The 11,791-nt window shown below is 70.7% G+C and carries 11 protein-coding genes; 4 read left to right on the top strand and 7 right to left on the bottom strand.

All coding sequences use genetic code 11. From position 1 onward, the window contains the following. Nucleotides 1-191: 191 nt before the first annotated feature. Both ACFVYF_RS04445 and ACFVYF_RS04440 read right to left on the bottom strand, forming a co-directional pair. Nucleotides 192-413 (bottom strand): hypothetical protein, encoded by a 222-nt coding sequence (locus tag ACFVYF_RS04445; protein ID WP_389450541.1) that lies wholly within the window; start codon nt 411-413, stop codon nt 192-194. 101 nt (nt 414-514) lie between these two features. After that, nucleotides 515-1,543, bottom strand: a complete 1,029-nt coding sequence (locus ACFVYF_RS04440; RefSeq protein ID WP_389450538.1) for an AraC family transcriptional regulator — start codon at nt 1,541-1,543, stop codon at nt 515-517. Between the two features lie 377 nt (nt 1,544-1,920). On the opposite strand from ACFVYF_RS04440, the gene ACFVYF_RS04435 reads away from it, so the two are divergent. The 3 genes from ACFVYF_RS04435 to ACFVYF_RS04425 all read left to right on the top strand — a co-directional run bounded on the left by ACFVYF_RS04435 (nt 1,921) and on the right by ACFVYF_RS04425 (nt 3,940). Continuing rightward, on the top strand, nt 1,921-2,376 hold the full coding sequence (locus ACFVYF_RS04435; RefSeq protein WP_389450535.1) for a hypothetical protein: 456 nt from the start codon (nt 1,921-1,923) through the stop codon (nt 2,374-2,376). 155 nt (nt 2,377-2,531) lie between these two features. Continuing rightward, a complete protein-coding gene (locus tag ACFVYF_RS04430) occupies nt 2,532-2,723 on the top strand; it encodes a hypothetical protein (RefSeq protein ID WP_389450532.1) in 192 nt (63 codons plus the stop codon). Continuing rightward, nucleotides 2,720-3,940, top strand: coding sequence for an exo-alpha-sialidase (locus tag ACFVYF_RS04425; protein WP_389450530.1), 1,221 nt, complete (start codon nt 2,720-2,722; stop codon nt 3,938-3,940). Before ACFVYF_RS04430 ends, ACFVYF_RS04425 begins: the two co-directional genes overlap by 4 nt. A 140-nt stretch (nt 3,941-4,080) precedes the next feature. On the opposite strand, the gene ACFVYF_RS04420 is transcribed toward ACFVYF_RS04425, so the two are convergent. From ACFVYF_RS04420 to ACFVYF_RS04400, 5 genes are read right to left on the bottom strand one after another with little or no spacing between them, the layout of a single operon-like run. Beyond that, nucleotides 4,081-5,016, bottom strand: a complete 936-nt coding sequence (locus tag ACFVYF_RS04420) for a dihydrodipicolinate synthase family protein (RefSeq protein WP_389450527.1) — start codon at nt 5,014-5,016, stop codon at nt 4,081-4,083. A gap of 9 nt (nt 5,017-5,025) precedes the next feature. After that, a complete protein-coding gene (locus ACFVYF_RS04415; RefSeq protein WP_389450525.1) occupies nt 5,026-6,093 on the bottom strand; it encodes an oligopeptide/dipeptide ABC transporter ATP-binding protein in 1,068 nt (355 codons plus the stop codon). Nucleotides 6,094-6,113: 20 nt separating this feature from the next. Next, a complete protein-coding gene (locus tag ACFVYF_RS04410; RefSeq protein ID WP_389450522.1) occupies nt 6,114-8,105 on the bottom strand; it encodes a dipeptide/oligopeptide/nickel ABC transporter permease/ATP-binding protein in 1,992 nt (663 codons plus the stop codon). Continuing rightward, the gene (locus tag ACFVYF_RS04405; RefSeq protein ID WP_389450519.1) at nt 8,102-9,061 is read right to left on the bottom strand and encodes an ABC transporter permease; all 960 of its coding nucleotides are present in this window, start codon (nt 9,059-9,061) and stop codon (nt 8,102-8,104) included. The genes ACFVYF_RS04410 and ACFVYF_RS04405 overlap by 4 nt, the downstream gene beginning before the upstream one ends. A gap of 18 nt (nt 9,062-9,079) precedes the next feature. Then, nucleotides 9,080-10,708, bottom strand: a complete 1,629-nt coding sequence (locus ACFVYF_RS04400) for an ABC transporter substrate-binding protein (RefSeq protein WP_389450516.1) — start codon at nt 10,706-10,708, stop codon at nt 9,080-9,082. A gap of 225 nt (nt 10,709-10,933) precedes the next feature. Here ACFVYF_RS04400 and ACFVYF_RS04395 point away from each other — a divergent pair, with 225 nt between their 5' ends. Then, nucleotides 10,934-11,695, top strand: a complete 762-nt coding sequence (locus ACFVYF_RS04395) for a FadR/GntR family transcriptional regulator (RefSeq protein WP_389450672.1) — start codon at nt 10,934-10,936, stop codon at nt 11,693-11,695. Nucleotides 11,696-11,791 lie beyond the last annotated feature (96 nt).

The following is an 11,791-nucleotide window of genomic DNA, read 5'->3' as shown; positions in this document are numbered from 1 at the left end:
CCCTCGACGGCCCCGGTAACCCCCCCCCCCCCCCCCAAAAGACCCCCCCCCCCCCCGAAAAAACAGAGACCCCCCCCCCCCCCCCCCCGGAAATAAGGACACCCACCACCCCGCCCCGCCCCCCCCCCCTAACCCCGGGGGCCCCCACGCTTCGTTCATGTCACTTCACTGTGCCGACGTACGGGCACGGATCAGCAGTTGTCCGATTCGGTGCAGCCCGTCTGCGACCAGTAGGACGTGCCGTCGCTGCACTTCCAGTAGAGGTCCTCCTTGTAGTACCAGAAGGCGCAGTGCGGGTTGCAGACCCTCTGCTCGATCCAGCATCCATTGGCACCGGACGACGTGGCGTGCGCCGCCTGACTCGGAACGATGTGGCTCAGCAGCTTGTCGGCAACAGCGGTAAGAGTGTTCATGGTGTCTCCTCTCGTATCTGTGTGTCGGACGGATCACTGCCGGTCGGCTCCGGCGGGCTCCTTCCGGTGCAAAGAACGCTAGGCGCACGGCAGTTGGCGAACTATCCACAGGATGATCGGATTCGAGCGTTTTCCGGATAGCCACGAACGCCGGCCGTCCTCGACGGCGCATTGCCGTAGGTGGCCTTGTAGAACGCGGCGAAGCGTCCGAGATGGACGAACCCCCAGCGCAGCGCCACGTCGGTGACCGTGCCGTCGGCCCGGCCCTCGGCGATCGCGAGCAGGTCCCGGTGGGCGTGGTCGAGCCTGACCCTGCGCAGGTACATCAGCGGAGTGGTGCCCAGGTGGGCACGGAAGGCGGCCCGCAGCGCCGGGACGCTCAGCCGCGAGGCGAGCGCGATGTCGGCGGTGGACAGCGGTTCGCCGGCGTGCTCCTCGCAGTACGTCATCGCCCGGCGCAGTGCGCTCGGCAGTGCGGCGTGCCGGGCGGAACGCCGCAGGGATTCGCTGAGGCTGCTGGGCTGGCTGTCCAGCAGCCCGTGCGTCAGGAGCTGTTCGAAGTGCCGCGTCCCGAGCGGCGAGCGGGCGAGAAGCCCGCTCTCCAACGCCTCGGCATAGGCGTGCAACGTGCGTAGCCAGGCCCGTGAGCCGGGACATCGGTTGTCGATGGAAGGCGTGAACCGGACCGGGACACCCCGGTCGACGGGGATGCCGCGCAGCTCGACCGCCTTCTCGAGAACCGGTCGGGGGATCCCCAGGATCCGCATGTCGATGTCGTGGGAACGGCGGATCTCCAGCCGCTGTCCCGGGCTGACGACGTCCTGCGCGGCCGCCACGGGCTCTCCGTCGACGACCAGACTGCTGCGACCGGCCAGGGGGATGTGGATCAGATACAGGCCGTGTTGCGGGACGGGGCGTATCTCCACTTCGGCCCCGTAGGCCAAGTGGTAAAGGGTCATGTCACCCTGCGAGTTGCTCATCCGGAAGCGGGCCGGCCCGGTCTCCTTCCCGAGCAGTCTCAGTCGGTGCGGAGCGAACTGGGCGGCCACGACCTCGTGCATGCGGGCCAGGTCGCGTCCCTCGTACAGGACGGACTCCGGGACCAGGACGGACTCCGAGACGTTCTCCACTCGTACTCCTTGATCGGTCTTACGGAAGCAGGCCGGCGGCCGGCGCGGCAGGTCGGTGGGTGAGGGCCGAGGGCGTGCGGGGCGTGCGCCTGGACCGGGGCCGAGGGCCGCGCGATGAAGGCGCCGGACCACGCGCTGGATCAGTCATGTCCGGGCCGACGGGTCCCGGGTGCTGACGGGGCAACAGGGATGTGGCCGACAGGGATGGGGCCAACAGGGATGGGGCCAACAGGGATGGGGCCGACCCACGTCTGCGTGGCAACGTTGTCGGAGGGTCACGTAGGTCGAGGTGCGAGATGCGAGGCGCGAGGCGCGAGCAGATCGAGACGTTCGCCCGGAGACTGCTTTTCTGTGGCCTGCGCATCTCGTGGAACACGGTGGGCGTCGGCACGTTCCTCTGCTCCGGCCGCAGTGGCGACCGCACCTGCCTGCGGCGCGCCGGACAGCGCCGGTTCACGTCTGGCGGGGTGCCGTTGCTCCCGGGTGGTTCGTCGGGGCAGGTCGTCGCGTGCGCCGTCTGCCAGAACCGTTGCGGCACGGATGTGCTGGACCACTCCATGATCGACGGGTCGCTTCGCGCCCGGGCCGGCCCGTCCGGCGGGACCCTCGTGGTCGAACCGCTGGAGCCGCCAGAGCCGCCGGCTCCTCACCTGGCGCCATCAGGTCGTGAATCGATCCTGTTGCGAGGGGCGCGTATCGCGCTCGTGGAGGGGCCGTACGGCCCGGTCTGGCGTGGCGGTCGGGCTCAGGCCCTGATCACGGCCGGTGCTGCCGTGCAGGGGTGCGCCGGCTCCGCCGAGCGGCTGCCGGCGGTGGTTCGGACACCGTTCTGACCGGATCGGGCCGTCGGCCCGGCCGATGTGCGAGGAACATGCTTGGCTCACGTGGCTCCCTCAGCTCCCTGTCGGTGCTGTGTGCGACTCCCCCCGTTGGGAGCAGTGACAGTTATCCCCGATCACGGGGCGGGTCGCGAGCTTTTTGACTCTCTTTGAAGTGGAATCCAAAGTTCAGGGCAAGTGCAGGCGTCGATCGTGCCGAAGCCGAAGCCGAAGCCGAAGCCGAAGCCGAAGCCGAAGCCGAAGCCGAAGCCGAAGCCGAAGCCGAAGCCGAAGCCGAAGCCGAAGCCGAAGCCGGTCCGCCGCGCCCGACGCCCACCACCCCGAGCCAGGGAGCGCGATGACCGTCCTGTCCCGAGCCGTCATGCCACTGGCCGCCGCAGGCCTCGCCCTGCTCGCGGGGGCGGCCGCTGCGACGGCCGCCCCAGCCGCCGCCCCCGACGGCCCCGCACCGGCGTGCACCTCCTCCGTACCGTTCACCGCCGGTCAGGGCGGCTACGCCGCCTACCGCATCCCCGCCGTCGTCAGCACCCGCAGGGGCACGCTCGTGGCCTTCGCGGAGGGGCGGGTGGGCGGGGCGGGGGACACCGGCAACATCGACGTCGTCCTCCGGCGCTCCACCGACGGCGGCTGCACCTGGGGCCCGCTCGCGGTGGTCGCCGACGACGGCCATGACACCCGCGGGAACCCCGCACCGGTCGTCGACCCCCGCACCGGCCGGATCGTGCTCCTGACCACGTACAACAGCGGTGCCGTGACGGAGGCGCAGATCATGCGCGGCGAGGTCACGCCCGAGCAGGGCCGCCGCGTCTTCGTGCAGACCAGCCGGGACGACGGCCGCACGTTCTCCGACTCGCGCGAGATCACCGCCCGCGTCAAGCGGCCCGACTGGCGCTGGTACGCCACCGGGCCCGGCCACGCCGTCGCGCTCACGCGGGGCCCGCACCGGGGCCGTCTCGTCGTGTCCGCCAACCACTCGGCCGCCCCGCCCGCCGGCTCGTCCGACACGGGCCAGGAGGCCAAGTACTACGGCGGGCACGCCCTGTTCAGTGACGACGACGGCGTCACCTGGCGGCTCGGCTACGTCGACGAGGACCACGACGGCGTCAACAACATCAACGAGACCTCCGCCGCCGAACTCCCCGACGGGCGGCTCTACTTCAGCTCCCGCGACCAGAACGGCACCAGCCCGGGCAACCGGCTGGACACCTACTCCAGCGACGGCGGCGCGACGCTGGACCGGCCCTACACCGTGCAGCCCACCCTCAACGACGTGCCCGTCGTGCAGGGCAGCGTCCTCCAGCTCCGTGGGCCGGGCGCTCCCCTGCTCTTCTCCGGGCCGTCCGTGCCCACCGCCCGGCAGGCGATGGCGGTCTGGCGCAGCGGGGATGCGGGTGCCACGTTTGTCCGTGCCGCGACGCTCTCGCAGCAGCGGGCTGCCTATTCCGACCTCGTCCAGCTGAGTGCGGGCCGGGTCGGTGTCCTGTACGAGACGGGGGTCTCGGGACCCTACGAGACGATCCAGTTCCGCCGGCTGCCGATGCCCGACCTGCTTAACTAGGCGGCTACTTGTCCCGGGCGGGGGAAAGATTTCAGCCCGTCCGGCGTTTGAGGACGAGCGCGAAGCGCGACAGCGGGGGTCTGGGGGCGGAGCCCCCAGGAACAAGGGACGGGTAGGGGCGGCGGGGGCGAAAAACACCCCTACAACAACCCCGCCCCCGCCAGATACTTCCCCACCCGCTCCACTTCCCCCTCGGACAGGGGGACTTGAGGCGCCGCCGTGAGCGGGCACGCGATCACCCCGCGCAGATACAGCGCGGCCTTGAACGCCCCGAGCGCGGAGGAGCTGCCCCCCATGCGCCCGGGGTCGCCCACCCCGACCATCCCGAACAGCCCGCACAACCGCTCCTGTTCACCCCGGGCCCCCTCCCAGTCCCCCTCCCGGCAGAGCCGGTCCAGCCGCACGTACCCGACGGGATCCACGTTCCCGAGCCCGGGCACCGCCCCGTCCGCCCCGAGCGCCAGCGCCGAGTCGACGACCAGCTCGGACCCGGTCAGGACGGTGAACCGGGAGATGTCGGGACGCGTACGCGCGCCGGTCACGACGGAGCGGAAGGCGCCCAGATCACCGCTGGAGTCCTTGAGGCCGAACAGGGTCCCGTCGGCGGCGAGTTCGAGGACGAGCTCGGCGGACAGCTTGGTGTGCACGGCGACGGGAAGGTCGTACGCGAAGAGCGGCACCGGCGAACGCGCGGCGATCAGCCGATAGTGGCGGGCGATCTCCGCGGGATGGGTGCGGGCGTAGAAGGGCGCGGTGGCCACGACCGCGTCCGCGCCCGCCGCGACGACGGCCGCGACGTGGTCCAGCACCCGGGGCGTCGTCATGTCGATCGCCCCCGCGAGGACGGGCAGCTGGCCGGCGACATGGCCGGCGACGGTCGCGACGACCAGCCGCCGCTGCGCGTCCGTGAGGTACGCCGCCTCGGACGTCGAGCCGAGCACGAACAGAGCGTGCACACCCCCCGCCACCAGATGGTCCACCAGCCCGATGAGGGAGGGGACGTCCACCTCGCCGTCCGGTGTCAGGGGTGTGCAGACGGGGGGTACGACACCGGTCAGCGGGGCGGTGATCGTCATCGAGGCTCCCTAGGGGTGGTGCTGGGTGGGGATGTCGGCCAGGGCGGTGGCCGGGGAGGGTGCCTGCGACGCGGACCCGGCCTGGGCCACCAGGTCCCGGGTCGACTGGCTCTCCTCCACAGGATGGTGACACCGGAAGCGGTGCTCCGGGGACGACGCCGCCGCGAAGTCCGGCATCCGCTCCGCGCACACCGCGTCGGCCTTCCAGCAGCGGGTACGGAACGGACAGCCGCTGGGCGGCCGGGTCGCCGACGGAACGGGGCCGGCCAGCGGAATCGGGTCGATGGGGTCCAGCAGACCGGGCGTCGCGGAGAACAGGGCCCGGGTGTACGGGTGCCGGGCGCGGTCGGTGACCTCGTCCGCCGGTGACTCCTCGACGATCCTGCCCAGATACATCGTGATCACCCGGTCGCTCATCCGGCGCACCGTCTGGATGTCGTGCGAGACGAACACCAGCGCAAGGCCGAGGCGTTCCTTCAGGTCCAGGAGGAGATTGAGGATCTGGGCGCGTACGGAGACGTCGAGCGCGCTGGTGGGTTCGTCGGCCACCACCAGATCCGGGTCGAGTGCCAGGGCCCTGGCGATGGCGACGCGCTGGCGCTGACCGCCGGAGAGCTGCCCCGGGAGGCCGTCGGCGAGGGCCCGTGGCAGTCCGACCAGCGAGATCAACTCCCGTACCCGTTCCTCGCGTTGGGCCGCGGTGCCGCGCCGGTGCACATCCAGCGGGTCGCGCAGGATCTGCCGGACCGTCAGCCGGCGGTTCAGGGCGGTCGACGGGTCCTGGAAGATCATGCCGGTGCTGCGGCCGACGGCCACCCGGCGCTCGGCCGGCTTCATCGACCACAGGTCACGGTCGCCGAAGGACACCGTGCCGGCCGTCGGCCGCTCCACCCCCACCAGCACCTTGGCGAGCGTCGACTTCCCGCAGCCGGACTCGCCGACCACGCCGACCGTCTCACCGCGCGCGATGACGAGATCGGCGCCGGTCAGCGCGTACACCCGGTCCCGCGTGAACAGACCGCCGCTGCGCGCCTTGTGGACGACATGGGCGCCGGACACCGTGACGAGTGCGCTCACTTGTGGACTCGCGTGTGGACTCACTTGTGGACCTCGCTTCCCGAGGTGGCGGCTGCCGCGGTCAGGTCGATCGCGGGATGGTGGCAGGCCGCCATGTGGGTGGACGCGCCCAGCAGATCCGGCGCCCTCGTCCGGCACACCTCGCTCGCCAGGGGGCAGCGGTCGGCGAACCGGCAGCCCGCCGGGAAGTCGGCGGGCGAGGGGACGACCCCCTTGATCTGCGTCATCCGCACGGCCGCCGACTCCAGCGACAGCACACTGCCCAGCAGCCCGCGCGTGTAGTGGTGGGCCGGCGCCTCCACCAGGTCCGTCGTCACGCCCGTCTCGACGATCTGGCCGCCGTACATCACGACCACCCGGTCGGTGACGTCCGCGACGAGCGCGAGGTCGTGGGAGACGAGGATCAGCGCGAAGCCCAGCTCGGCGCGCAGCCGCAGCAGCAGTTCGATGATCTGCGCCTGCACCGTCACGTCCAGCGCGGTGGTCGGCTCGTCGGCGACGATGAGCTTCGGGCTGCGGGAGAGCGACATGGCGATCAGGACGCGCTGGCGCTGACCGCCGGACAGCTCGTGCGGGTAACTCGGCAGGGTGCGCCCGGGATCGAGGCCGACCAGCGCCAGCAGTTCGGCGGGCGTGCGCTTGCCGCCCCTGCGGACGACCTGCTTCAGCTGCGCGCGGATCGTCATCGCCGGGTTCAGCGAGGACAGCGCGTCCTGGTAGATCATCGCCATCTCGTGGCCGAGCAGCCGGCGCCGTACGCGCATCGGCATCCCCACCAACTCCCGTTCGTCGAACCGGACATGGCCGCGCACCCGGGCACCCTTGGGCTCCAGGCCCATCACCGTCAGCGCGGTCAGCGACTTGCCGCAGCCCGACTCGCCGACCAGGCCCAGGACTTCACCGGGGCGGACCTCGAAGCTGACCCCGTCGACGATGTCCACCCCGCCGTGCCGGGCGTCGAAACCGATGGCCAGGTCCTCGACGGCGAGCACCGGGCGGCCGGCCGGCAGCGGCCGGGCCCGGGAGCGCAGCCGCCGGGCCGCCTCGGTGAGCCCTGGCAGTTCGAGGACCTTGCCGCTGCCCGGCTCCGGCGCCTCCAGTGGGTCCTGGGCGGTCACCTCGCGCGGTGCGGCCTCCCGTGCCGAAGGCGCCGCCCAGGCGTCCGAGACCCCCTCGGACAGGATGTTCAGACACAGCACGGTGATCAGCATCAGCAGGCCGGGGAAGACGGTGGCCCACCAGCCCCCGGTCAGCACCATGTTCTTGCCGTCCGCGATGACACTGCCCCACGACGGGTCCGGCGGCCGTACGCCCGCGCCGATGAACGACAGGGACGCCTCGAAGACGATGGCCTCGGCCACCTGGACCGTGCAGAACACCAGGACGGGCGCCGCGCAGTTGACGGCCACGTGCCGCAGCACGATGTGCGGTGTCCGCGCGCCGATCACCCGTTCCGCGGTGACGTAGTCCTCGCCGTACTGGTCGAGGACGTTCGCCCGGACGACCCTGGCCACCGGCGGTGTGAACAGGAACGCGATGGCGCAGATGAGGACCGTGATGCCCCCGCCGAACACGGCCACCAGGACCGCGGCGAGCGCGATCCCCGGGAACGCCATCACGACGTCCAGACAGCGCATCAGTGTCTCGTCGACCGCCTTGCGCGAGGTCGCCGCGACCGCGCCGAGCAGCGCCCCCACGACGAGGGCCAGCGCGGTGGCACCCAGTCCGATCGCGAGCGACCAGCGGGCGCCGTACATCAGCCGGCTGAGGATGTCCCGGCCCAGGCTGTCCTGGCCCATCCAGTGCGAGCCGGACGGATGCCCGCTGCCGTCCACCGGCGTCTGCTGGTCCAGCGGGTCGTGCGGCGCGAGCAGCGGGGCGAAGGCGGCCAGCAGTACGACGACGGTGAGGAAGCAGACGGCGACCCGGGACACCAGCGGCAGCCGGCGCCATCCGCGCAGCCGGACGCCGGGTCGGGCGAGGGCCGCGGCCAGCCGCGTACGAGTGATCATCGGGCGTCCCTCAGTCGCGGGTTGACCAGCAGATACAGGATGTCGATGACGAGGTTCACGACCACGAACCCGGTCGCCGTCGTCAGGACGACCCCCTGGACGACCGCCGGGTCGCCGTTCTTCACCGCGTCGATCATCAGCTTCCCCATCCCGGGGAGCGAGAAGATCGTCTCGATGACGACCGCCCCGCCGAGCAGATACCCGACGCGCAGGCCCAGGACGGTCAGCGGATTGATCAGGGCGTTGCGCAGCACGTTCCGGCCGACGACCACGACCGGCGGCAGCCCGCTCCCGATCGCCGTCCGTACGTAGTCCTTGTCCAGCTCCTCCACGACGGCCGTGCGCACGATCCGGGTGAGCTGGGCGGCGACCGGCAGGGACAGCGCGAGGGCGGGCAGGGTCATCGTCTTGAGCCAACCGCTCAGCGAGTCACCGGGGTTGACGTATCCGCCGGTCGGGAACCAGCCCTGGCCGACCGCCAGGTACTGGATCATCAGCAGCGCCAGCCAGAAGCCGGGGGCCGCGACCCCGGTGAGCGAGACGACCCGGATGGCCTGGTCGGGCAGCCGGTCACGGTAGATCGCGGCCGTGACCCCGCCGAGCAGCGCGAGCACCACCGCGATGCCGAGCCCGAGGAAGGTGAGCTGGAGCGTGAGCGGCAGTGCGGTGGTGACCTGGTCGACGACCGGCGCCCTGGTGAGCGCGCTGGTGCCCATGTCGCCGTGCAGCAGGTCGCCGATGAAGTGGACGTAGCGGACCGGGAACGGGTCCAGCAGCCCGTTCTGCTCCCGGAAGTCGTGCAGTTGCCGCGGTGTCGGATTGGCGCCCTGGAAGAACGCGGACGCCGGGTCGACGTCCGAGAACCGCATCACGAGGAAGACGAAGAGCACGATGCCGAGCAGCAGCGGCACCAGCAGCACGATACGGCGGGCCAGGATTCTGGCGACGGTGACCACGTACGAACTCCTCTGCCGCTAAGCCCACTTGGCTTGCAGGAGATTGATGCCCGGGTAGGGCTGGGCCCGGATGCCGGCCAGCTTCTTCGGATCCCACGCCGTCATCAGCTCGGTGTGCACGACGGGGTAGAGCACGGCCTGCTCGGCGACGACGTCGATGTAGTCCTGGATCATCGTCTTCTTCCGGTCGGCGTCCGCCTCCCGCGTCGCCTGGTCCATGTCCTTGAAGAGCTTCTCGGCCACGGAGTTTCCGGCCCAGCGTGCGTAGCCCATCCACAGGTTCTGGGGCCCGTAGTTGTAGTGCATGATCAGGTCGGCATCCAGCCCGAACTGGTTCGGGTTCGAGGCCGCCGCGACGACCTGGTAGTCCTGCTTCTGGTCCATCTTCGTGAAGACGGCTGTCGTCTCCTGCGGCGCGAGCGTGGTCTCCACGCCGATCGCGTCCCAGGAGGCCTTGATGGTCGGCAGACAGTCCACGATCCAGCTGACGTTGACCGCGAGGATCTCGATCTTCAGCCCCTTGACCCCGGCCTCCTCGAGGAGCTTCTTCGCCTTCTTGGGGTCGTACGCGTAGACGGTCTTGGCCGGCCGGTAGCCGGGGTTGCTCTCGTTGAGGAACGACGTCGACGCCCTGCCGTGTCCCTTGAGGGCGACCTCGACCATCTTGTCGGTGTCGATGGCGTAGTGCAGCGCCTGCCGGACGCGGACGTCGTCGAAGGGCTTGTGCCGGGTGTTGAACATCAGGAAGAGGTTGTTCATGCCGGCCCCGCCCTGCACGGACAGGCCGCTCTTCTTCAGCTGCTGGATGTTGGCGTAGGGGATGTTGTCGGCGATCTGCGCGCCGGCGCTCGCACCCGAGATCTTCGCGACGCGGGGTGCGGCGTCCACGATGGTCAGCCAGTTCATCTTCTGGAAGGCCGCCTTGCGCGGGCCGTTGTAGTCCGCGAAGGCCTCGAAGGTGGTGTTCGACTTCGGGTGGTGGGCGGTCTGCCGGTACGGCCCCGAGCCCACCGCCTTGCCCTTGATCGCGTCGTCCCAGGCGCCCGGCCGGGAGAAGACGTGCTTGGGCATGATCTTGGCCAGCGTCAGCCGGGAAATCCCCTCGGGGAAGGGGAACTTGAGCACCAGCTCGACGTTCTGTGCGTCGATCTTCCTGACGTCCTGGAGCCAGCCGGCGAAGAAGCCCTTGGCGAGGGTCGGGGTCTTCGGGTCGAGGATCCGGTCGAAGACGAACACGACGTCGTCGGCGGTGACCGGCTTGCCGTCGTGGAATCTGGCGCCGGCGCGCAGCTCGAACTTCCAGGAGGTGCCGCTGAGATCGGAGGGGACCTCGGTGGCGAGCGCCGGATACGGCTCGCGGGAGATCGGGTCCGTGTCGAGCAGGCCCTCGTAGATGTGGTTGTTGGCGGCCATGCTGAAGGCCGACGCCGTCTGGGTCGGGTCCCAACTGCCGTCGTTCCCATAGCCGATGACCGCGGTCAGCGTGCCGTTCTTGCCTCCCTTCCCGTCGCCGGTGTCGTTCGTCGACTCCGGCCCGGAGGAGCAGGCGGACAGCGAGGAGGAGAGGGCGGCGGCCGCGCCGAGCGCGCCGGAGTACTTCAGGAACGACCGGCGGCGCAGGGCCGCGGCGGGGGTCACGTCGCGCACGGTTCCTCCAGCAAGGAGTGGGAGATGCGGGAGTGGAGCGGATCGGAGATACGACGTCCTACGTCATAGGCGGCAGCGTGACCATAAGAGGGGCCGTCGGGGCGGTCAAGGGATCGCACACAAATGGCGTACCTTCCAGAGGTGCGACCAATGACACTGTGAAACATGGCCAGTTGAGGTTTGTTCCGTCCGGAGGTGGGACGTCCGATGTCCAGTGAGCGTACGATGCGGCGCATGTCTGAGCAGACCGGGAACCGGCCCGGCCCCGCCGGGATGCGCATCGCCCGTGAACGGCGGGTGAGCAGCCAGATCCAGCGCGAGGTGATGCAGCTGATCCTCGACCGCAGGCTGCAGGCGGGCGCGTCGCTGCCCACCGAGACGGAGCTGATGGAGGACCTCGGCGTCAGCCGCAACTCCGTCCGGGAGGCCCTCAAGGCCCTGCAGGCCCTCGACATAGTGGACATCAGACACGGCTACGGCACCTACGTCGGCCAGGCGTCCCTGACCCCGCTCGTCGACGGCCTCACCTTCCGCACCCTCGCCCAACAGGACGAGGACACCAGCGCGTTGACGGAGATCCTCCAGGTCCGTGAGGTCCTGGAGGAGGGGCTGATACGCCGGGTCGCGGCCACGCTCTCCGAAGCGGAACTGGACCGGCTGGAATCCGTGGTGGCGCAGATGGAGGAGGCGGGCCGGGAGGGGCTGCCCTTCCCGGAACTCGACCGGGAGTTCCACGAGTTGCTCTACGCCTCCCTCGGCAACGCGCTGGTCCAGCAGCTGCTCGGCGCCTTCTGGACCGTCTTCCGCCGGGTCGCCGGCGCCCGCGGCTGGACCGACGACCCGGCGCCCGAACTGACCGTCCGCCGTCACCGCGACATCGTCACCGCCCTGCGCGCCCGTGACGTCGAGGCCGCCCAGCGCGCGATGGCGGACCACTTCCGCGGCATCGAGGCCCGCGCGGCCCAGGAGTCACGGGGGGTCGGCTGACGGGTCGGCTCGGTTCGAGCTCCGGGTGGCCGGAACTCCGCGGGCGGTCGGAACTCCCCGGCCGAGCCCGGAGTTCCCGGACAGCCTCGCGATGCG

Source organism: Streptomyces sp. NPDC058274, assembly GCF_042881375.1.
Taxonomy (GTDB): Bacteria; Actinomycetota; Actinomycetes; order Streptomycetales; family Streptomycetaceae; genus Streptomyces.
The sequence above is the reverse complement of the archived record's forward strand: the minus strand, read 5'-3'. Positions and strand labels throughout refer to the sequence as shown.